Origin of the sequence: Rhodovulum tesquicola (assembly GCF_024128855.1) — a bacterium.
Taxonomy (GTDB): Bacteria; Pseudomonadota; Alphaproteobacteria; order Rhodobacterales; family Rhodobacteraceae; genus Rhodovulum; species Rhodovulum tesquicola.
In genome coordinates this window covers 18,240-40,326 of record NZ_JAMYDV010000010.1, presented here as the reverse complement: position 1 = coordinate 40,326, position 22,087 = coordinate 18,240, and the positions used below count along the sequence as shown (strand labels likewise).

At 70.9% G+C, this 22,087-nt stretch carries 18 protein-coding genes; 1 reads left to right on the top strand and 17 read right to left on the bottom strand.

The genetic code is table 11. From position 1 onward, the window contains the following. The 17 genes from NHN26_RS10290 to NHN26_RS10210 form a co-directional block, all read right to left on the bottom strand. Entirely contained in the window at positions 1–2,172 is a 2,172-nt protein-coding gene (locus tag NHN26_RS10290) for a hypothetical protein (RefSeq protein ID WP_253089397.1), read from the bottom strand. Further along, entirely contained in the window at positions 2,169–4,973 is a 2,805-nt protein-coding gene (locus NHN26_RS10285; RefSeq protein WP_253089396.1) for a putative baseplate assembly protein, read from the bottom strand. Before NHN26_RS10285 ends, NHN26_RS10290 begins: the two co-directional genes overlap by 4 nt. Then, a complete protein-coding gene (locus tag NHN26_RS10280; protein WP_253089395.1) occupies positions 4,970–7,534 on the bottom strand; it encodes a putative baseplate assembly protein in 2,565 nt (854 codons plus the stop codon). The genes NHN26_RS10285 and NHN26_RS10280 overlap by 4 nt, the downstream gene beginning before the upstream one ends. Then, positions 7,531–7,893: a GPW/gp25 family protein gene (locus tag NHN26_RS10275; RefSeq protein ID WP_253089394.1), complete on the bottom strand. Its 363-nt coding sequence runs from the start codon at positions 7,891–7,893 to the stop codon at positions 7,531–7,533. Before NHN26_RS10275 ends, NHN26_RS10280 begins: the two co-directional genes overlap by 4 nt. A 4-nt stretch (positions 7,894–7,897) precedes the next feature. Beyond that, positions 7,898–8,200, bottom strand: a complete 303-nt coding sequence (locus NHN26_RS10270; protein WP_253089393.1) for a hypothetical protein — start codon at positions 8,198–8,200, stop codon at positions 7,898–7,900. 11 nt (positions 8,201–8,211) lie between these two features. After that, positions 8,212–8,721: a phage baseplate assembly protein V gene (locus tag NHN26_RS10265; protein WP_153747336.1), complete on the bottom strand. Its 510-nt coding sequence runs from the start codon at positions 8,719–8,721 to the stop codon at positions 8,212–8,214. Continuing rightward, entirely contained in the window at positions 8,718–9,845 is a 1,128-nt protein-coding gene (locus NHN26_RS10260; protein WP_253089392.1) for a hypothetical protein, read from the bottom strand. The genes NHN26_RS10265 and NHN26_RS10260 overlap by 4 nt, the downstream gene beginning before the upstream one ends. Positions 9,846–9,849: 4 nt before the next feature. Next, positions 9,850–10,209 (bottom strand): hypothetical protein, encoded by a 360-nt coding sequence (locus NHN26_RS10255; RefSeq protein WP_253089391.1) that lies wholly within the window; start codon positions 10,207–10,209, stop codon positions 9,850–9,852. Then, positions 10,206–10,865 carry a hypothetical protein gene (locus NHN26_RS10250; RefSeq protein ID WP_253089390.1) on the bottom strand — a complete coding sequence of 220 codons (660 nt, stop codon included), beginning with the start codon at positions 10,863–10,865 and terminating at the stop codon, positions 10,206–10,208. The genes NHN26_RS10255 and NHN26_RS10250 overlap by 4 nt, the downstream gene beginning before the upstream one ends. A gap of 75 nt (positions 10,866–10,940) precedes the next feature. Continuing rightward, positions 10,941–12,920 (bottom strand): eCIS core domain-containing protein, encoded by a 1,980-nt coding sequence (locus NHN26_RS10245; protein WP_253089389.1) that lies wholly within the window; start codon positions 12,918–12,920, stop codon positions 10,941–10,943. Continuing rightward, positions 12,917–13,180, bottom strand: coding sequence for a hypothetical protein (locus NHN26_RS10240; RefSeq protein ID WP_253089388.1), 264 nt, complete (start codon positions 13,178–13,180; stop codon positions 12,917–12,919). Before NHN26_RS10240 ends, NHN26_RS10245 begins: the two co-directional genes overlap by 4 nt. Beyond that, entirely contained in the window at positions 13,177–15,087 is a 1,911-nt protein-coding gene (locus NHN26_RS10235; protein ID WP_253089387.1) for an ATP-binding protein, read from the bottom strand. Before NHN26_RS10235 ends, NHN26_RS10240 begins: the two co-directional genes overlap by 4 nt. Beyond that, positions 15,084–16,418 carry a Pvc16 family protein gene (locus NHN26_RS10230; protein ID WP_253089386.1) on the bottom strand — a complete coding sequence of 445 codons (1,335 nt, stop codon included), beginning with the start codon at positions 16,416–16,418 and terminating at the stop codon, positions 15,084–15,086. Before NHN26_RS10230 ends, NHN26_RS10235 begins: the two co-directional genes overlap by 4 nt. Continuing rightward, positions 16,415–17,140, bottom strand: coding sequence for a hypothetical protein (locus NHN26_RS10225; RefSeq protein ID WP_253089385.1), 726 nt, complete (start codon positions 17,138–17,140; stop codon positions 16,415–16,417). The genes NHN26_RS10230 and NHN26_RS10225 overlap by 4 nt, the downstream gene beginning before the upstream one ends. Then, a complete protein-coding gene (locus tag NHN26_RS10220; RefSeq protein ID WP_253089384.1) occupies positions 17,137–17,832 on the bottom strand; it encodes a hypothetical protein in 696 nt (231 codons plus the stop codon). The genes NHN26_RS10225 and NHN26_RS10220 overlap by 4 nt, the downstream gene beginning before the upstream one ends. 39 nt (positions 17,833–17,871) lie before the next feature. Beyond that, complete coding sequence (locus NHN26_RS10215; protein WP_253089383.1) at positions 17,872–18,375, bottom strand: phage tail protein; 504 nt, start codon at positions 18,373–18,375, stop codon at positions 17,872–17,874. A 15-nt stretch (positions 18,376–18,390) separates the two neighbouring features. Further along, the gene (locus NHN26_RS10210; RefSeq protein WP_253089382.1) at positions 18,391–20,685 is read right to left on the bottom strand and encodes a phage tail sheath C-terminal domain-containing protein; all 2,295 of its coding nucleotides are present in this window, start codon (positions 20,683–20,685) and stop codon (positions 18,391–18,393) included. A 515-nt stretch (positions 20,686–21,200) separates the two neighbouring features. Here NHN26_RS10210 and NHN26_RS10205 point away from each other — a divergent pair. Further along, positions 21,201–22,013, top strand: a complete 813-nt coding sequence (locus NHN26_RS10205) for a hypothetical protein (RefSeq protein WP_253089381.1) — start codon at positions 21,201–21,203, stop codon at positions 22,011–22,013. The last annotated feature ends 74 nt before the right edge of the window (positions 22,014–22,087 follow it).

The following is a 22,087-nucleotide window of genomic DNA, read 5'->3' as shown; positions in this document are numbered from 1 at the left end:
TCAGGTTTCGAAGATCAGCCCGGCCGCGAGGCCGAACCGGAGGTATTCGTCAAGGCGCAGGCGCAGGTTCGTTTCGCGCTGGGGCTGGTGCAGCAGATGCCAGGCGCCCATCTCGCCCTCGTCGGACGCCCCCTTGCGGATCTCGGCCGGTGCGCTCTGGCGCAACTGGGCATAGGCGGGCGCGCTGGCCGACAGCGCGGTAAAGGCGGGCACCAGCCAGGGCAGGATGCGGGCACGGATCAGCTGCCGTTCGGCCAGCGGCACCGGCCCGCCAAGAAGGACGGCGCGCGAAGCGATCGCCTCGTCGATGGCCAGTTGCGGCTGGCAGCGGAAGCGGCGCGGCACGATCGAGCCCGGCGGCACATAGGAAAAGCGTAGGCATCCCTCTTGCCGCCGCTCGGCGCGCACGGGTGGCTCGCCGGGGCTGGCGGGGCGGGCGAACAGGATCGCATCCGACACCAGCGGCAGTGCGCGTGCGCGGATGCGGCCGATCACGCTTGCCCGCAGGATCGTCACGGCCCCCGCCGGGGCATTGTCCGCAAGCCCCGCGATGGCCAGTCCCGCGGGGCTGTCGGCCGGATCGGCGGCGGCGGCGTCAAGGATGCTGTCCTCCAGCCGCAGGCTTGCGGTGTCGGTCATCCGCACCGGCCCGAGGATCGAGCGCGCGATACTGACCGCGACGCCCGTGGCCGTGACCCGCAGGCTGACCGCGCCCGGGCTGGCCGGGCGGCCCTGAGCGGTGAAGGACAGCCCCGGGATCAGCGTGACATGCGCGAGGTCCAGCGCGGCCAGCGACACGCCGCCCTCGGGCACGACCTCCAGCGCGCAGCCATCCAGCACCAGCCCGTTCAGCGTGACGCGGCCCCGGGCCGCGCCGCTGATCGTGACCGGATCGCTGCCGCGCAGGATCGCCCGCACCCCGTCCGCGCTGCGCAGCCCGATCCCGGCATTCTCGGGCGCGCGGATCGTGGCGGGGGCGGGGTAGATGCCGTTCTCGGTGATCTCGACGATGCCGCCCTCGGGGCCGATGCTGTCCAGCGCGTCTTGCAGGCTGACATGGCCGCTGTCGGGAAAGCGGATCAGCCGCCCCGTGCCCGCGGGCGGCGGCAGGCTGGCGGCGCGGTTGTATTCGCCGCCGCCGATGGGGCCGGGAAAGGCGGTGTGAAAGCTGACCCGCACCTCGCCCCCGGGCGGGTCGCGAAAGGCGATGCGGCCAAGCACGGGATCGACGCGCACGGGCCGCAGGCTGCCCGCCGGATCGGGGGGATGGGGGACATGCGCCCAGCCCGCCCCGTCATCGGACAGATCGCAGGCGGCGATATCCGAAACCGGCACCGGCGCGCCCCCCACAAAGATATCGAGGGCGCGCAGCCCGCCCGGCGCGTCGCCGCGGATCCAGGCTGCGGGTGTGGCGTCCAGCATCCGCCGGGTGATCGCGCCCGGCACGTTCACCGGCCCGGCCAGCGCGGTGATCTCGCGCTCGGCCTCCTGCCGGTTGACCAGTTGGCGCGGCGCGCCCAGAGGGTCGAACAGAAAGCGCCGGTCATCCACCGAAGTCGCGGGCACAAGGCTCTGGCGCATCGCCTGAAGCCGCCACAGATGCAGCCCGACATTGGGCAGGTTGTGCCGCCCGCCGATGCCGCGCCGCCCCTGGCCTTGCGTGATCGAACGGACATCGACCGACCGCGCCCCAATGTCGAAGGCCCCGCCCAGCCGTTCCAGCGCCAGCGGGTTGCGCAGGTTCGCCGTGGTCTGTGCCCCGGGGCGGGCGACGTTCATGTGCTGACAACAGGCGGTGCGCTGGACATATTCCACTGCCGAGGCGGGCCAGCCGGTCACGTCGCGGGCCAGTTGTTCCAGCACCTCCGCGGTGCCCTTGCGGCGGCGATAGGCGATGGTGTTGGCAATCTCGGCCCGGCTGCCCGCCGCCAGCCCCTCGACCGGATGCAGCGTGCGGTAGCCGACCAGTCCGCCGATATAGGGCGCGGCCCAGGGGGCGCAGGTCTCTATGAACAGGTCGTCGAGCAATTGCTCGATGCTTTCCTCGACCACCGCGCCCTCGCGGGCCAGCACGTCGACCAGCGCGGCCAGCGGACCGCCCTCGTCGGCATCGCGCAGCCGGTGGATCGCGGGCAGCAGCGCGTATAACGCTTCTGGCGTGACGCGGGTCATGGCATCGCCTCCAGGTGGTCGAAGGGCGCGGGCGAAAGCGTCAGGATCTCGGCCGCCAGCAGCGCGCCGTCGCTGCCGGTGCGGCCGGTGCGCGCGGCAAGCAGCATGTGGTCGGTCGGCGTCGATTGCGGCCCGCTTTCGCGATAGAGCCGGTCGATATCGACCGCGCGCACGCCGGCCACCCGATGCGCCGCGGCGGCGACATCGGACAGCGCTACGGGCTGGGCGAAATCGCGGTTCTGGAAGGCATAGGCCGCGCGCAGCGCCGTCTCGACCGCCGCCAGAACGCTGGGCGTGTCATGCGCGGGATCGACCGCGACCTTCAGCCCCAGCCGGAAACGCGCGGGGGCGTAGGACAGAAGCTCGAAGCTTGCCAGCGGGTCGCCATAGGTTCGGTAGGCATCCCCGAGCGCCTTCAGGACCGGCCCCGAGCCTGCCAGCACCGCGCCATCCTCGCCCGCGACGGTGACGACGATCCGGCGGCTTTCGCCCTGCCAGACCCAGCGCGCATCGGCCCGCGCGATGCCCGGATAACCCAGCGCGAAATCGCGGTAATCGGTGATCGAGACGATCCGGCCCAGCGTCAGCGTGCGGATCGGCGCGTTGCGCCGCGCGGCCCCGGCGCTTTCGGGATCGGCGCCGCCGCTGGCCGCGGCGGGGTTCGTCACCTCCTTCAGCCCGAGCGGGCGGTCGATCGCCAGCGACAATTGCCCCGCCCGCAGATTGCCCGCGCGGCCCAGCCCCTTGCGATACTCGGCCTCGATATTGTCGCGCCCCGCTGGTGGCCTTGCACCCGAGATCCCGTCGCCGAAGCGCACCGTGGTTTCACCGCTATCGGCCAGCGTCGTGGCAAAGACCCGCGCGGTCGGACCGCGCTGGTAAAGGTCGGGCACCTCGGCCCATTCCACCCCGTCGATGCGGATCCGCAGGCTCGACGCCACGCCGGTTTCGGTCGAGGCGACCAGATGCGTCACCGGCGCCTGTTTCAGCGCAAAGCGCTGGAAGGGCTGCGCGGGATCGCCCGCGCCCAGGATCTCGGACGCCCCCTCGCCATGCGAGGCGCGCGCGATATTGCCATGGATCACCGCGCTGGCCCGGTCGAGGGGGGACAGGATCGGGTCCGCCAGCGTGATCCTGCCATGCAGCGGATCGGACTGGTCGAAACCGGCGATCCGGTGGCGCTGGACGATTGCGGGGCTGGTCTCGTCGGCCGCGACCGGGGGCAACTGGCCGCGCAGGGCCAGCGTCAGGGCCAGCCGCCCCTCGGGATCGGTGACCAGCCACAGGCCAAGCAGCGGCGCGGCGGGGGCGAACAGGACCGCCTGGACCGTCAGCCGCGTGCCGCGCGCCACGCTGTCGAGCGTGCCATCGGCGCGCAGCACCGTCAGCCGGGCAATCGCGGTCTCGACCTGCGCGCGGCGGCCTTTCAGATAGACGAGGCGACCCTCGGGCAGGTCGGGCACAACCCCGTCCAGCGTGATATCGGCGCCGTGAAGGAAATCGCGTTCGGGGGTTTCGGCCAGCACCAGTTCCTCGCTGCCGCCATGCACGGCAACCCGGCGGTAATCGCCCGCGAAATCCGCGACCCAGCCGGAGCGGTCCGGGGTCAGCACCGTGGCGCGCCCGCTGATCGCATAGCGCGCCTCGGCCTCGGCGGTGACGGATGCGATGCGGAAAAGCTGGGGCGCGGCGCCGGGGCTGCTCAGCACCGCCCAGCCGCCGGGCGTGAACTCCCGGTGGACGGCATCCAGCACGATGCGCGTGTCCGCCTGACGCCCGGCGAAATCCCAGTCGCCCACATTGCCGCTGCTGCCGGTGATCGGCGAGGGCGAATTTTCCGGCGCCGTTCCCACAAAGCCGAAAGCCGTGCGTGTGGACGAGGCCAGGACCGCCGGATGCGGCGCGTTATGGCCGAAAAGCGCGGTCTGGCGGCGCAGGGCATAGACGCGGTGCACGGGTTCGTCCTCGCCCGCGGGGCTTAGCGTGCCAAGCGCGCCCGCCCACTCGATCCATGTGCGGTCCAGCGCGGGATCGGGCGCGACGCGGGTCAGCCGCCGCACCGCCCAAAGCGCCGAGCCGGTGGAAAACCCGGGCCAGCCGTTGTCGAAGCGTTGCGGGTGGACGATCAGGATCGCATCCCCGGTTGCCAGCCCCGTCGCCTGCCCGGCAAGCCAGGTGCCGGTGTCGCCCTCGGCCAGCGTCACGCGCCGGTTCTGCCGCGGGCGCATCCGGTTCCAGGCGACGCGGGCCTCCAGATCGGCTAGCGTTTCAAAGACTTGCGCGGTCTCGTCGGGGCCGGGCGTGCTTTGCACCCGGGTCCCGGCGGGGATGGTCAGTTCGGCCACATCCGGCGCGGCACCGGGCGGATCCTCCATCAGGAAGACCAGATCGGTCTCGGCCGCGGATCCCGGATGCAGCCGGTAGCCGATCAGCCGGGCGATCTCGGCGATCGAGAAGCGTTCGTTGGCGGTGTCGATATAGGCTTCGGTCGCGTGGCGCTCGTTGTAGAAGGTCAGCACGTCCAGCACCGACGCCCAGGCGTCGATCAGTGCGATGGTGAAATCGTCATCGGCCCGCGTGCCAAGGCGGGCCAGCGCCGGCAGGGTGGATGACGCAAGCCGGGCCAGCATCGAGGCCTTGAAATCGCCATGCAGGCCCGTCCGGGTCTGGACCCGGCCCAGGTCGGGGCGGTTTTCGACCGGGCGCGGGGTGGACAGCGTCACCCCCTCGCAGCAGCCGCAGGCATCGCCGGGCGCGGCGGGGGTATCGGGATGGCCGATGCGGATCGGGGCGTCGGTCATTTGCCGCCTCCCATGGTGATGGCAAGCGAACCGCGTTCGGGGAAGTTGCGGTCATTCTCGCATTGCGCGATTTCCAGCCGCCCCATCCGGATCACGCCGTCTTCCAGCGGTTTGGTCGCGGTCGTGCCGCGGCGGCGGAAGGTGGTCGCCTTGACCGATGTCACCCCCTCGACACCCATCGCCGCGGCATGAATCCGGCTCAGCCAGACAGGATCGCCAAAGCTGAAATTGTCGGGGTGGAACAGGCCCTTGCGCCCGCCCGGCAGGCGCGCGCTTGACAGCATGTCCAGCACCTCGCGCCGGATCCCGGCCCGGAAATGATCGGGACCGGCACAGACGAACAGCGCGATTTCCAGCGCGACAAAGCGCGGCGCGTCGATCTGAAGGTCGTAGCCCGCCATGCGGTAGCGGTCGAGAAACTCGGCCAGTTCGGTGCGGAACTCCGGTGTCACGGGCCGCCCGCCGAAGCGGTCCACCGTGACGAAGACGGTGTGCCCGTGCCCGTTCCAGCGCAGCGTGGCGACCGCGCGCTGCACGTCGGGGTGACGGCGGGCCATCTCGGCATAATCGGCCTCGGTCACCGCGCGTTCCTGGCGGCGATAGGCAAAGGGGGCGGCGGCGCGCACCTCGTCGATGGTTTCGGGGCCCAGCCCGCCCGTGGCGGGCAGCGGGTTCGTCACCGCCTCGATCCCGCCCTTGTTGGTGATTACATGGGCAATCGCGCCCGCGCCCACATTGCCCTCGGGGCCGTTGCCCACCCGGTAGCGCGCGGCGAACCCCGTGCCCGCGTTCGGCCGCCGTCCGTTCAGATCGTCGCCAAAGCGGATCCGGGCACGGCCGTCGCGTTCGGTCTCGACCACGAAATGGCGATCCTCGGCAAAGGAGTTCAAGAGATCCGCCCGCGCCTGCCAGTCGTCATGGGCCGGGCTGTCATCGGTCAGGGTGACGGCGGGCGCGCGGGCGGCCAGCGGCTGGTGGATCGCGGCATGGGCGGATCGGGTGGCCAGCGGGTCATGGGCCACCGCATCGCCCGTCACAGGGTCGCGGATCACGGCGGCCTGGGTGACGGGGCCAAGCGCCAGAAGGGGGGCGAACCGGGGTGGCACGGGCCGGGGGTCGGGGCGGGTGCAGGGATCGCCCGTGGGCGCGGGCACAAGGCTTAGATGCGGCTCGGGCACGCGGCCGAGCGGCTCGTTCGCGATGCTGCGGCCATGATCGGCCAGCACGATATTGCCCAGCGCATGGCTGACCCCGGTCACCACCCCGCCCCCCGCAGCATCGTCGCGCCGGGCCGACAGGCACAGCGCAAAGGGCAGGGCGTCTTCCTCGGCCCAGCGGATTTCGGTGATCCGGGCGGGATCGGCACCGGGTTCCAGCGGCAGCGGGTCGGTCAGCCCGGCCTGCACCGCGGTCAGGCGCACCGCATGGCGCCGCGTCGGGTCGGCATCGGCGGCACGTCCCGTCCGCGGCCCCAGCCCTTCGGCAAGCACAAGGATGTCGCCGGGCGCCAGATGGGGGAAATCGCCCGCCAGCGTGGCCCGCGTGGCACCCCTGGGCAGGCAACATTCGTCGCTGCCCCAAGTATAGAAGTCGATCCGGTCATGTGCTGGCCGGAAGGTGCCGCGATGCAGCGGCTCGAACACCTGCGGGTCGCGGTCCAGCGCGCGCTCGCGCTGGTCGGGCGTCAGAACCGGGTCGAAGCCGGGCAGCCGGGTGAGGAATTGCAGATCGGCCGGTTCGGCCGTGACCTCGGCGGTGACGCGGACCTGCACCCAGACCCGGGCATTCGCCCCGTCATGCATCCGGTAATCCACCAGCCGGGCATGGCGGCGCACCGAGGATCGCCGCCGCGCGGTCGCCAGATAGCTTTCGGTGGCCACCGCATCCTGCGCATAGCTCAGCCGGTCGCCGGTATAGGCCAGCATCTCGACCAGCGCGATGCCCAGATCGGCCGGGTTGCGTTCGCGCCAGTCGGGCATGATCTGCGCCATCCGGCCCAGCATCAGCCGGCGGAAGCTGCGATAATCCTTGGCCAGATAGCTGATCGCGGGCGGCGCGGGTGCGTCCGGGGCGCAGTCGGTGCGGGGGGCGCAGTCGAAATCGGTGGGACATTCCACCTTGAACGAGAAGTCCACTTGCGCCAGCAGCCGGTCGATCCCGTCCGGCGGCGACAGCGGGTCGCCCGCGCGGGTCAGGCGCAGCGTGTAGCGGGCGTGATCGCCATGGCTGTCGGTGCGCAGCACCAGCGTCGCGGCCTGCGCCTCGGGGTCCAGCGTGGCCAGATGGGCGATCAGCCCCGGTTCGGCCAGCGCGGGGTCGGGCGTGTCGGCGCGCATGACCCAGGTAATGCCGACCCCGGTGATCCGCTCGCCGCCCGTCAGGTCCAGATCGCCCGGCGTCAGGTCGGGTGCGGCGCGCAGGAAGCGCAGCAGGAGCGTGCGCTGGCGCGGCGTGTCGGCGGGCGCCTCGCCATCCAGAACCTCGAGGAAGTCGATGCCGTTCAGCGGCGGGTTCGCCAGCACCAGTTCGCGCCGTCGGGGATGGCAGCAGCGATAGATCATGTCCCCGTCTCCAGCGCGAATTCGGCCAGTTCCTGCCCCTCGCGGCCGCGCAGCCGATAGGCGATGCGGATGCGCAGGGTGGCATTCTCGGCTTCGGTTTCCACGGCGTCGATCTCGATGCGCTGGCCCATATGCTGTTGCAGCGCGCCGCGGATCAGGAATTCGGCGGTGGCCGCGGCCTCGGGGCTGGCGGCGGCAAAGACCAGTTGCAGCACGCCCGCGCCGAAATCGGGGCGGTTCACCCGCTCGCCGGGATTGGTGAACAGGATCTGCTCGATCAGGTCGCGAATGTGCTTGGCCTCGGCGGCGCGTGCGGTGCGTTCCGATCCGTCGAAATGATAGGGAAAGTCGATCTGCATCGCCTCAACTCCCGATCACGCGGGTCTGGGCCATCACCGGGATCATCGGCGACCCCGTCGGCGTCGTGGTCGAAACGCTGTCCATCAGCACCACGGGTTGGCCGCCCGCAAAGACCCGCGTTGCCGCGACCAGGTAGCTGCCCGTGACGCAGGGGATCGCGGCGCAGCCGGTGATTGCCCAGGGGCCGGGCTGGGTCGCGACCGGCTGACCCGAGACCAGGACGCGCGCAAAGGGCGCGGTGGGCGTGGCCGGACCGCTATGCGCGCAGGTGACGACCGCGCCAAGATGCAGGATGGGTCCGGGCATGGCGTTCCTCCTCAGATCACGGTCAGGGCGCCGTTGTTGACGGTGACGGTCGGGCCGATCAGCGTGATCGAGGCGCCGCGGCCGTTCTGGATGTAGATGCCGGTATCGTTCACGATGAGCGAGGCGCCGGCGGTCGTCTTGATGACGATGCCCCCGGTGGGGCCGGGCAGGTCGGTCACCGTGACGCCGTTCTGGCCCAGCGTCTGCATGGTCAGCGCCGACAGCGCGGGCGGCGTCATCAGGTGCAGCGCGGGCACCTCGGCGGCCGAGCCGAAGAAGCAGCCCGACCAGATCGGATGGTCGGGATCGCCCTGTTCGAACTCGATCCAGACGCCCGCGCCGATCGGCGGCACCGCGACCGATCCGGTCTGAAGCCCCGCCACAGGAAAGCAGGGCATCGCCCAGCTGCTGAGCGCCACCGACGAGACATCGGTCACCATGGCCTGGATGCGGCCCATCATCATCGGGTCCACATTGTTCAGCACCGTGCCGCGATATTTCCCGTAATAGCGTTGCGTCATGCCGGCACCGATGCCTGGGTGGGCAGAAGCCCGTTGCGTTTCAGGGTAAAGCCCTGGCTGTAGCTGCCGCGCCGGATCTCGTGGGTGACGCTGGCGACGTAATGCACCCCGTCAAAGGCCGCGCCCGCGCCGCGCACCCCCACCAGCCCGCGTGCTTTCAGGATGCGGCCATAGCGCAGCACGTCGATCCGGCCCCGCCCGGTGACCGCGTCCGAATGGCGGGCGGCATGGGCAAAGCCGCGGGCCAGCGCCTCGATCGGGTTCATCCGCGCGGTGTCGGTGAGCCGCCGGATCTTCGGCGGCAGCGGCGGGATCGCGCCCAGGGGCGGATGAAACGGGATCGCGGACGGGATCGGAATGGGGATCGGCGCGCGGGTCTCGCGGTTCTGGATGAACACCACCGGCATCTCGGTGCCGTCCTTGTCGAAGGTGAAGCGCAGTTCCTGGGCATTGGTGGCGCTGCCTGAATCGATGGTCAGCGCGGGCTGTATCGCGCCGATCCGCACCTCTGGCCCCCAATAGGCAAAGCTGGTCGCGGGCGCGGGGCCGGGCTTCATGAAGAAGGTGTAGCCCGCCGCATCGGCCAGCGCGCGGATATAGGCCAGGTCGGTATCCTGGTGGCGCGGGATGCGTTCGGTCGGCAGCGGCGGCCCCTCGACCGATGGGATCACCTGCGGGATCACGCCAAGCCAGGCGTATTTCGCAAGGATCATCGCGACGCGGGCAAAGGGCGGCATCGCGGGATAGGGCAGGCCCGAGAAATCGACGATCTCCATCGCCGCGGTCAGATCCTTGCCCTGCACGCTGAGCGTTCCGGGTGCCCCGCCCGTGCCGGGGGTCAGCGCGGTGCGGGTGACCACGCCGTTGATCAGCGTGCTGGCCTGCCCGTTCACCGTGGCCACCAGCGCCACCCGCAGGATCGGCAGCGCCGCACCGCCCGCCAGCAGGAAGACGGTGTTCAGCGGCGAGTCCTTCTCGACCGCGAATTCCATCGAAAAGCCGCTTTGCGTCTCGCCGGAATTGTCCTCGATGCTGACCGATTGCAGGGCATCGACGACCGAGGCAGGCGCGGGCACCGGGATGCCCGGGCCAAACAGCAGCGTCAGGTCGATGCCCTTGATCATGGCGCTATTCCTCGGGCGGCGCGGGCACGCCGCGCGGCCAGGTGATGCGGATCGCGGTCTCCGGTTCCTCCAGGTCCTCGGCCCAGATCGCGCCATTCGCATCCATCAGCAGCCAGAACATTTCCGCATCGCCCGACTCGGCCGCGGCGATGCGGTCCAGCCGGTCGCCCTGGTTCGTCTCGCGCAGGTGGCGCAGGGCAAATTCCTCGGGCGGCGGCGAGAGGCGGCGTTGCAGATAGCTCACCGGCTGGCCGTCCGGCCCGGTGACCTGCGCGGTCGGGATGCCGTGATAGCGGCTTTCGGGCGGGAAATCGGTGCGCTCGATGATGCCCGCCTCGAACATCGCCTGGATTGGGTTCTTCATGCCGGCAGCCCCCCAAGTCCCAATTCGCCCAGCTGCCCGGCGGCGGCGCGTGCGGCCAGCGCCTCCTTGCCTTGCAGATAGGCCATGAACAGCCCGCCGCCCCGATGGTCGAAGCCCAGATCGGCGACCGACAGCACCCGCAGCGTCAGGCTGACCCGCGCGCGGATCGGGTTCAGCGCGGGATCGAAGAATTCCTCGGTGATCGACAGTTCGGCCAGCCGCACCGGCACCACGCGGCTGCGGCTCCAGACGAACAGCGCCAGCGGGGTTTCGACGGGCGTGATCTCGAAACTGCCGCTGCGGCGCTGGGCGCCCTGGCGTTCGAGTTGCGCGACCGTCGGGTGCAGCATCGATTCCAGCGCGGCAAGTGCGGGGAACAGCCCGGTCTCGACCGCGGCGGCGTTGCTGTCGGGAAATTCAAGCTGGTCGGTCGCGTCCAGTTCCGCCTCGAAGGTGATCGTCTCGACCGCGGGGCCGGTCAGCCGCAGCGGATGCGCCCGCGCGCCCTCGCCCTCGACCGCCTGCGCGCTCAGCCGACGGCTCAGCGTCTCGGCGGCATATTGCAGCGCCACGATCCGGCGCACCGCGCCGCTGCCCGGCTCGATCAGCACCAGCCCCGCGCGGGTCAGACGGGGGGAACGGGGAAAGCCGGTCATGGGCAGCCCTCCGCATGCGCTGGGGTAGCTGATGGGCAGCGGCGGGAGCGTGTCGCGGGGGCCATGCACGTCTCCTTATGTGTTTCTGATATGCGCTGCGTAGCGGCTGTCGGGCGAGATCACGATTTCGGTGATCGTTCCGTCCGGATCCTGGTCGGTCAGCGCCTCGACCTGCCGGTTCGCTGGATTCATGATCCCGGCCTGCTGCATTGCGGCAAGCTGCGGAGCCTGGCTTGACCAGACCCCGCCAAGCCACGCGCTGATCGCCTGGTCGCGGATGGGGTGAAGCGCCAGGAATTCGTAGGCGTCTGGCGCCACTGATCTTTGCCGCACCGGCAGGACCATCGGTTGGTTCAGGAAGTGGCGCAGCCTTTCCTCGTCTGTAGAGAACGTGTCCTGTATGCCCATTTCGCCGAACCAGTGGCGCAGCGAGGCCATGACATCCGCATTCGCCGCCTGGGTCGGGATTTCGTTGTCCGGAATGGAGCGGAAGCCAAGCGTGGGGAAGGATTGCCACCAGTCAGGCCCGGTGACGGTGGGATTGGTGCCGTTCTTGCCGAAGAACGTGCCGACCGCGCTCATATAGCTGGCGTTTCCGCCGACGCGGCATCCGCGAAGGTCGATCGTGCTGCTGGCCGAGAACCGCTCCCGCACCTGCGTCAGCCTTTCATAGAATTGCGCGTTCGCCCCGGTATTCGCGGCTGCTAGGTCGGATATCAGGTCGGGATCCTGCAAGCCGAGCCCGTTCGGAAACCGCAGGATTTCGGTTGCCTTGGTCCGCAGCGCCACCGAGAGACGTTCGAGTTCGGCGAGCAGGTCGAGATTGATCTGGTTAAGGATGATCCGCAGAGATTGCTCCATCGTCGCGGATTGCGTCTGTACCGTCTGCTGTTCGTCCGGTGAAAGCGCGCTGTCGGGCGCGCCTTCCTGGAACATCCAGTGCTCGACGGTGCGGCGCAGGAAATTGGCGATCACGGGTTGCGGTCTGGCCCCGGACTGGCCAAGGCCGAAGGTCGACATCAGCGCGGTATGTTCGGCGCGGGTGGCGTCCACGACCGTGTCTATCGAGGATTGATTGAGCAACTGCGTCGTCAGATAGGATTCAAGGCCGCGTCCCTGATTCTGCGCAAAGCCGCGCAAGTGCGGTTCAAGCACGCCCTGGGTGCCGCCCTCGAACATCCGGATGAAAAGGTTGTTCCGGTCGGCATGTGTAACCAGCCTGATCCGGCTCAGGGCTCCGGTGCTGGCGGCAAGTCGCTCGACAATGCCTGCGATGCTGTTGATCGCCTGCGGGTTCAGGCCCCAGGCCCGATGATAGCTGTCGGCCTGGGTCAGGAAGCCGTCGCCCGCGGGATCGGCGATGAAGGTCTGATCGGGCACATGCTGGGGCTGGCCGAACCGGACAATGCTTCGGGGCGCAAGGCTGTGGCGGATTTCCGGGCGCATGCCCGCCGCCAGATGCCCGACGCTGCGCTCGGCCTCGGTCTCGATGGCCGCTGCCGCGCTTGCGCTGCCTGCCGTGCGCTGCTGAAGCGTATGGGTCAGTTCATGCGCCATCAGGTGTCGGCCCCTCGGGCTTCCGGGGGTGTATTCGCCCGGGGCGAAGGCGATGTTCTGTCCCAGCGTGTAGGCGCGTGCGCCGATGCCGCGGGCAGCCGCGCCCGCGCGCGCGCCCTCGTGCAGGCGCACCGCAGACAGGTCGCGGCCGAAGCGGGGTTCGAAAAAGCCCCGCTCGGCGCGCGACAGCGGCCGGCCTCCGGTCGCGACGGCGGCTGCCGCGGATTCCACCGCGGTCCCCGTTGCCGTGGGTCCACCGGTGGATTTCATCTGCACCTCGTCCTCCTTCTTGCGCTTCTCTTCCTCGTCGGGCTGGCGCTGGATCAGCGGCGTGACCGGCAAGGGGCCGGTCAGGGGCGTGGGGCGGTCGGCGGTGAGGGTATCGGCGATGCGGTCGGCCTCCTGCTCGAACCGGTCGCCCGGGCGGCCGAGCATGGGCTTGGCCTGCACGCGCGCGGCGGTGGCGGGTTGGGCGGGTTGCGGCGGGGCGTGGGTCATGGGCCTGTTCCTTCCAGCACGCTGCGGGCCAGCCCGGCCACCGCCCGCCCGATGGCGGGTTCGATCCCGGCCTCGCCCGCGTCGGCCTGTGCCCGCGCCGCCATGCCTGCGCGGGCCTGCGGGGCGGGGGTCAGCGGGGCGCTGCCAGCCAGCGCCTCGGCCAGCGCCCCGGCGATGGCGCGTTCGAGCGAGCCGCGCGAGACCGGCCCGCCCGTGATGCTGAGCGCGTCGATCCGGATCGTGATGCGTTGCGGCGTCATTCCAGCGCCCTCCGTTCCGCGGCGGTGAAGGGTTTTTCCAGCTTGGCGTATTCGCGTTCGGCGGCGGCCAGAACGTGGGCCATCGTGACCGGCCCGCCGGTGTCGGCGGCCAGGTAACTTGCGTTCAGTGCGACCGAGCGGATCGCCCCGCCCGCAAGGTTCAACCGCGCCAGCCGCGCGGGATCGAGCCCCGAGGTCGGCGTGGCGGCGGGGAAGATCCGCGCCCAGATCGCGGCGCGCGCCGCCGCATCGGGGAAGGGGAAGGTCACGACGAAGCGCAGCCGCCGCAGGAAGGCCGCATCCAGCGCCGATTTCTGGTTCGTCGTCAGGATCGCGAGGCCGGGATAGGATTCCATCCGCTGCAACAGGTAGCTGACCTCGATATTGGCATAGCGGTCATGGCTGTCGCGCACCTCGGAGCGTTTGCCGAACAGCGCGTCGGCCTCGTCGAACAGCAGGATCGCGCCGCTGGCCTCGGCGGCGGCAAAGACGCGCGACAGGTTCTTCTCGGTCTCGCCGATATACTTGCTGACCACCTGGCTCAGGTCGATCCGGAAAAGATCGAGCGACAGCTCGCCCGCGATCACCTCGGCCGCCAGCGTCTTGCCGGTGCCCGAGGCCCCCGCGAACAGCGCCGCCGAACCCAGGCCCCTGGGGCTTTTCTCGCGCCAGCCCCATTGGTCGCTGACCTGCCAGCATTGGCGGACATGGGCGGCCAGGTCCTTGAGCTGCGCGATCAGCGGCGCGGGCAGCACCAGGTCACCCCAGGTGGCGCGCGAGTCGATCCGCTGCGCGAGCCCGTCCAGACGGCGCCGCCCCTGCACCCGCGCTGCCCGCCAGAGTGCGGGGGCAAGCGTTTCGGGCGGGCTGCCGGGGGGCAGCATGTCGGCGGCGGCGGCGATGCCTGCGCGGTCCAGCGCGAAATGCCCCGCCAGCCGGTCAAGCGCGGGGCCAAGCACCGCGGCGCGTCCCGGCCCCAGAATCGCGTGCCAGAGCGCGCGGCGTTCGGTACTGTCGGGGGCCGGGGTCTCGATCCGCAGGCGCGGCGCGCGTTCGGGCGGCTCGGGATCGGGCGCGGCGATGGCGGTGGGGCCATGCAGCAGATCGGCCAGCGCGCGGGCGGCATCGGCGGTTTCGGGCTGCGCCTCGATCAGCAGGGCGCCATCGCCGAAGGCCAGCTCGCGGTCGATCAGCAGTGCCAGCGCGTGACGCTCGGCCGGGTCGGCGGGAATGTCGGCCGCCGCGATCCGCCAGGACGACAGGCCCAGCGCGGCGGCGGCCGTCGCCAGCGCCGCGCGCGCGGCCGCCGCATCGGGACCGGCCAGCAGCAGCACGGGCAGCGGCCCGGGCATGTCCCAGGCCCGCGCGATGGCGGCGGCACTGTCGCGCGCCGCGCCGGTCGGGGGCGCCTCGGGCAGGGGCAGCGGGCGGACACGCGCCGCAAGACGCGGGTCGAGATAGCCCAGCCCCATCAGGAACTGCACCGCGCGTTCATCCGCGACCAGCGTCCGGCGCAGCATCGGCCCGGTGCCGTCCAGCGTCAGCAGCATGTGGCGGCGCAGCGGCGCGGCGGGGCAAAGCGCGGTCCATGCCTCGGGACCCAGCACCGCCAGCGCCAGCGAAAGATCGGCGCGCGCCCCCCCGGTTGCGGCGGCGATGGCCTCGGCCAGCCCGGCATGCAGGTCGGGTCCGGCGGCCAGCGCCATCAGGTCGGCCTCGATCGGCGTCAGCCCGAAGCGCAGGGCCAGGGTTTCCAGCGCCGATCCGGCGGTGCCGTCGCGCGGCAGCGGGCCGGGAGAGGTCGGTGCCGCGACACGGGCGGCCAGCGTGTCGCAATGGCGGGCTAGGGCGGCGCGCATTGCCTGCGTTGCGGTTTCGGCGGCGGTTATGCGCGGATCGGCGGTCATGGGATCGTCACCGTTTTCAGCGCGGGTGGCTCGGCCAGCCGGTCGATCACAGGGCTGTCGATGCCATCGACGCGCAGCCGCACCGGCAGCGCCGCGCCGGGGGGAAGGCCCGTGAACTCGGCCGCGACGGTGGTTGTCGGGGCGGCGGGTGTCTCGACCAGGGCCATCTGCTGGCCGACAAGGATCGCGACGCTCTGGCCCGGCCGGATCGGTGGCGAGCAGGTCACGGTGACCGTGACGCCCCCGGCCGTGGCCGTGGCGCTGGCGGCGATGGCGGGGGCCAGTGCGATGGCCAGCGCGTTCGTTGCCGCATCGCGCCCGTCATCGCCCAGCAGATGCAGCGCGACCGAATAGGGGCCGATCCGCCACGCGCCCGGATCGGCGCCGCTGCCCGCCAGCGGATCGCCGGGCGGGCGTGGCGGACCGGCGGGCAGGTCGACCACGATGCGGTGCGGCGCCGAGGGGCCGGGCGGGGAAAGCTCCAGCACCTGCCCGGTATCGGGCCGCGTGAAGCGCACCGTCGCCGTGCCACGGTCCAGCGCGCTGCCGCTCAGCGCGATCCGGCGGCCCAGTCGCATCACCGGCTGGCCATCCAGCGGCTCGATCCCCATCAGCGTCGGCACCCCCGACAGCAGATCGGGGCGCAGCGCCACGCCCGGATCGCGCCCGCTTTCGGCATCGCGCAGCCCGCCGCGGCTGAGCACCGGCAGACTGGGGCGCGTCTCGATCTCGCGCTCGATCAGCACCAGCGCGACATCATAGGCGACCGTGGTGCGATAGCTGGTCTGCATCGCGGTCCAGATCCGCGACATGTCGTCAAGCGACAGCGCGCGCGGCGTGATCCTGATCCGCTCGACCTGATCGGCCAGCCGCACCGCCTGGTCCAGCCAGCCTTGCGTCGGGCTGACATCGCCCGCGATCCCGGCGGCAAGGGCGTTGCGGATCGCCTCGCGCGGGACGATGGCGGTTTCGTGGAAGGTCTGCATCGCAAAGCCCAGCAGCGTCTCGGCATTCAGTTGCTCGCCCGAGATCGCCGTCAGCAGGTAATGCAGGTCCAACGCCAGCCGCGGCCGCCGGGTCAGCCGCCCCTGCGCATCGCGGCTGGGCAGCTCGTCATTGCCCAACGCGGCGTTGGGGGTGATCCGGTGCAGGTAAAGGTTCAGCCGGTTGCCTTGCGCCTCGGCATCGTCGGTCAGGATGCGGTCGGGCGGCAGGGCCGTGACCGCGAAATCGCCGCCCAGCACCTGGCTGGCATCGGCCTCGATCAGCGCGTCATGCAGCAGGCTTTTCAGAAGCTGGGTCACGGCCGACAGGGCAAGCACATTGCTCATCGCCCGCCCTCCTTGCCGCGCAGGTAATCGGCCAGCGGGGCCGTGCCGCGGCGCGTGCGGGGCGGGTCCTGTGTCGCGCGGGGCGGGTCGGCGACGATGTGCAACCGGCCGATATGGATGGTGATCTCGGGCGGCGGGGGCGGGGCAGGGGGCGGCGTTGCCGCAACCGGTGGCGGCGCGTGCGGGGCGGGCTGCGGAGCGCGGGGCAACGCAGCGGCGGGCGGTTGCAGCGGTTCGGGCGGCGGGCCGAGCGTGGCGGCGGGGGGCGGGGCCGTCCGCATCGCGGATGCGGGTTCCGGCGGGGACAGGGGTGTGGGCCGGGCCGCTGTCGGGGCGGGGGCCGGTTGGGGCGGCGCAGCCGGCGCGGGGGCAGGGGCGGCCGGGACCCTTGCCTCGGCCAGCGCCTCGGGCTTCTGCGCCTGTGAAAGGGGCAGAGCGGGTTGGTCCAGCGGCGCAGGCGGCGCAGGCTGCGCGGCGCGCGACGGGGGCGGGGTCGGGCGCGGTTCGGCGGCCGGATCGGGCGGCGGGTTTGCGCGGGTATGGCGGGGGTGGGGCTCCGGGGCCGCTTCGGCGGCGGGGCGGGGGGCAAGCGTCTCGGTCACGGTTTCGGCGAGTGTCGCATCCGCGCCCGGTCCGGTTTCGAACCGCGCGGCAAGGCGCGGGCGCAGCCCCGCGGGCGCCTGCCCGGTTGCCCGGGCGATTAGGCGGGCCAGCGCGCTCATGCCGCCCCCCGCGCAAGGCGCAGATAGGCCGCGCGGCGGGCGGGCGACAGCGCCAGCACATCCGCTTCGCGCCATCCATAGGCGCGGGCAAGCTCCGCCACCTCGGCCAGCAGGCGCAGGGCGGCGGCCTCGACCTCGGCCCAGAGATGGGCGGCGATATCGACGCTTTCACGCCAGTCGGCGCCGCAATCGGGGCAACTCAGCACGCAGCGCGCCTCGGTCGCGGCCGCGCGGGCCTCGATCTCGGCCTCGATCGCGCGGGCCTCGGTCTCGGACAGCGGGTCGCTTTCGGCCACGAGGCGGGCGCGCAGGAAGCCCGGCAGCGCCTCGGGCGCGACGCCGCGTGCGGCGGCCAGATCGCGGCTGGTCAGCGGCGCCAGCGTCACCGCGCGGCTGCCGATCCGCAGCGGGCCGGGCACGGGCGCCGCAAGTGCGCCCGCCAGCATGTCGGCCTCCAGCGTCACCTCGACATCCGCGCCGCAAGCGGGGCAGGCGGCCACGCAGTCGAGCAGCGGCCCGAAGGTTGCCCGCCGCAACGCCAGCAGCAAGCGGTCACGCTCGGCCAGCGCCAGATCGGCCGTGTCCCCGTACCCGCCCGCCCAGAGCAGCACCAGCGCCCGGTCAAGCGGACCTCGGCCCAGCCCGGCCTCCCAGGCCATCAGCATCGCCTCTGGGTTCAGTCCTGCCCGCATCGTTCAAGGCCCTCCCGGGCCGTCTGCCCGTTCGCGCCCCTATTCCTGCGGTTCCACCACCTCGCGGTCGCGCAGCCAGCCCTCGTTTTCCAGCTTGATCGACTGGATCGCCACGGCATTGGCATTGGCGTCAAGCTCGGGCAGGGCCTGGAACTCGGACACCCAACAGCGGTAGACGCTGTAGGCCAGCGCCAGCTGGCCCGCCTCGTTATACATCTCGATGATGATGTCCTTGCGGAAATCCTTGAGCGCGACCTCGGCCCCCAGCCCGGCCTCGACATTCCAGACAAGGTTCGCCCAGGTCTCGAATTCGGGGTCATGGGTGACGCCGCGTTCCAGCGTGATCGCCTCGAACTTGGACCGGCCGGGCGATTTGCGGCTGGTCGAGGGGTCGCCGCCGACGCGATGCTCGACCACCTCGGTCGTGCGTTTCAGCGCGCCGACCTTCGAGATGCCCGCGACATAGCGGCCATCCCATTTCACGCGGAACTTGAAGTTCTTGTAGGGGTCGAAGCGGTGGGTATTGACGCTGAATTCTGCCATGGTCCCGGCCTTTCCCTAGCTCTGGCTCTGTCCGGCAAGCTGCTGGATCTGGATGATGACGAACTCGGCCGGTTTCAGCGGCGCAAAGCCCACGACGATGTTGACGATCCCGAGGTCGATATCGGCCTGGGTGGTGGTGGTGCGGTCGCAGCGCACCAGATAGGCCTCTTGCGGGGTCGCGCCCTGGAACGCGCCCTGGCGGAAAAGCTGGTTCATGAAACTGCCGACCGACAGCCGGATCTGCGCCCAGAGCGGTTCGTCATTGGGCTCGAACACCACGAATTGCGTCCCGCGATACAAGCTTTCCTGAATGAACAGCGCGATCCGGCGCACGGGGACATATTTCCATTCGCTTGCCAGCGCATCCGCCCCCACCATGGTCCGCGCGCCCCAGCTGACCTGGCCGAAGACGGGGAAACTGCGCAGGCAGTTCAGGCCAAGCGGGTTCAGCACGCCGTTCTCGGGGTCGGACAGCGCATAGTCGAGCGCGGTCACCCCCCGCAGTCGCGCCTCGATGCCCGCGGGGGCCTTCCACACGCCGCGGGCGGCATCGGTGCGGGCGTAAAGCCCGGCCATCAGGCCGGAATTCGCGAAGGACCGCGGACGGTTGCCTTGCAGCGGGTCGGGCATGCGCACGCGGGGGAAATAGACCGCGGCGTTCTGGTGGCGCAGCCCGGCATTGGCCGGATCCCCGATCCAGGCGCGCGCGCCCTCGAAATCGGTGACATTGCCGGGCATGTCGATCAGGATCATCGCGCGCCGTTCCTCGGCATAGGCGATGGCATTGGCCAGCACGCCCGCGTCATTCACCTCGGGCAGGTTCAGGATGTTCAGATCGCGCACATCCTCCAGCGCGAAAAGCCCGGTCTTGGCTGCCCGCGAGCCCAGGATCGCGTTCTCGTCGGGCACGCTGCCGTCATCGCCGCCGACCGCGCCCACCTGCGCGGCCAGATCTGGACCCGACCCCATGCGGTAGCCCGCGACATTGACGAATTCGCCGCCGCCGCCGATCCCCAGCGTCGCAGCCCCCGCCCCGCCGAAATCGAGCCGGACCGACGGATCCGCCCCGCCCGCGCGCGCCACGATCGCGCCGCCGATGGTCTGGACGCTGGCGCGCGAAAGCGCTTCGTTGGTCGCGGTGCGCAGCCCCGTCTCGATCCGCGCGCGCGCCTCGGCGAGCGTCGTGGGGGCGGGCACGGGGGGCGTGGCGCCGCTGTCCTGAAGGACCACGGTGATATCGGCCAGCGCGGCACCCGCGGTATCCAGCGCCTGAACCGACATGGTCATCGGATCGGTGCTGAAATCGAGCGCGTCGAAATCCTCGATCCGCGCGCCAGCGGTGCCGCTTTGCACGGGGCGTGTCGGGGCCGAGCCATGGATCTCGCGCCCGCCCTGGGCCAGGCCCAGTCGCAGCCGCGCCGCCGCGGACCGGATCGAGGCGCGGCGGAACCGGACCGAGCTTTGCCGCGAGGTGCTGCCCGATGTCGCCACCAGACGGTCGCCGTCTATGGCGCAGGAAAAGCCGGAAAATCCGGGGTTTGCAGGCTCCAGCGTGGGCACGATGGTATTCAGCGCGGTGCGCAGCGCGGCCAGCGTGGCCAGCCCGCCGCCTTCGCCGAACAGGTCGAACTCGATGAACGGCCCGCCGTCGATCGAGATCGCCAGCCGCCGTGCAGTGTCGTCCAGCGCGGCAATCTCGGCATCGGTGAGCGGCCCGGAACGCGCCATTCCGGCCGCCGCACCGCCCGCGCCCTCGTCGGTCAGCCGGATCATCCGGGAATCGGCCTCAAGGACGGTCGGGGCATAGGTCGCGGCATTGGGGTCCATCGACAGGTTGCGATGCGCCTCGGTCCGGGCGGGGACCATGCGGCCGGCGCGGTCGATGAACTCGGTAACGGTCAGGTTGAAGCTCTCGTCGGGGTTCGCGGTGTCGTAATCGACGTTCAGAACCAAGGCGTTACCCCAGGCCCCCTCGCTGGCGGCGGTGGCGGTCAGGGTCAGGTCACCTGCCCCGGTGCGCATACCGATGGCGGCGGGCACCGCGCCTTCGGCCACGCGGACCACCCAGGCGCTGGCGCCGCCGTTCAGGAAGAAATGGCTGACCGCGTAGGACAGCGGGCTGTCGAGATGCAACCCCCCGAAATTGCGCTCGAAATCGGCATAGCTGAAAAGCTGGACGGGGGCGTTGACCGGGCCGCGGGCGGTGTAGCCGACGAAACCGGCGATCGAGGTGGGCACGCCGGCGATGGCGCGGGTGCCGGAGGGAATTTCCTGAATGTATACACCGGGATAGGAGACTGCGACAGCCATTGGATGCTCCTTGCATCAACAGCGCGTCGAAAGCCCGACATCCCAGGAAAGCGCGCCTGCAAGCCGCCGGGCGCGCGGAAATTTACCAGCTAAAGCCTTTTACTCGAACAAAAATTCCATCCCCCCACAGGACAGCAGGGCAACACCCCGGCGCATGCGCAATACCTGATGCATGCGGTCGCGGCATCGCCGGCATACCTTCGAGACACGCCTCTGATCATGCCTAACCCCTTGAGCGTCAAGGATGCCCGGATTCGAGTCAAGCCCATTGCGCGGGCCGGGAGCGTGGGGCGGCGGGGCCTGCGCGGCGGGCGGAACGGGATATCGGAATTCCATCGGACTTTCGTCGGACTTCCATCGGGTTTTCATATGGCAAATCTCCTTGCGCCGATCCGCGCCCATGGCCGGTCGGATCCCGCCGGACCGGGCGGCCAGATCACCCGCGACCCGGGCCGGGCGCTGTGCTAGGCTTGCCCCGCCGGACAGGGGCCGCGCCTGAGCGGGAGGGGAGCGGGATGAACTGGAAGCTGATCGCCGGGCTGGGCGGACTCGCCGTGTTGGGGGTGGGCGGCTATGTGGCGCTTGGCCTGATGGACGGCGCGCGCCCGGCCACGATCGGCGAGATCCTCGCCGAGAACGGCTATACCGAGTTCCGCCCGCCCACGCAAAGCGCGCTGCCCGGCACGCTGGTGCTGGTCACGGGGACCGAGCCGGTCGCGCTGGGCGTGGTCTGCCGCCCGGAACAGGCGCTGGGGCTGGGACTGGCCGAGATCCCGGTCTCGGCCTCGATCTCGACCGAGCTTTCCTCGGCGCTGAACCGGACGCTGGCGCTGGATGCGGGGCTGCTGGACCGGATCAGGGCGGGCGGGCGGCTGGAGGAGATCAGCGAGATCCGCATCACGCTGGGCAATGTGCGGATCCTGGAACTGTCCGACGACGACGTGATCCGGGGCCTGCCCCGGCGCGATGCCGCCTGCGCCGAGGCGGTGGCGCTGCGGCTGTCGGCGGGCCAGCCGCTGACCATGATAAAAGCCGCGCTGATGGCGGATGTGACCTATACCGCCACGACGCGCAGCGGCGCGGACGGGTCGGTGGCGATGGATGTGCAGCGCGATCTGGCCGCCGCGCTGAAATCCGAGGTCACGGGCAGCGCGGGCGGCACGGTCACGCTGCGCGGGCAGGACCTGGTCTGGGGCATCCGCGACGATCAGGTGCTGGCGCTGTTGGGCACGGTGCTGTCCGCGACCGGCACGGAATCGGGCGCGATGGAGGACCAGCCGCTGCTGGCGCCGGGGGCGGCGGTCGCGGAATTCGGGCCGCTGGACTGACGCGCCTGCGCGCCGAGGTTGACAGGACCGTTGACAGGACCGGGGCGCGGGCGCGACAGTTCGCATGGGTTTTT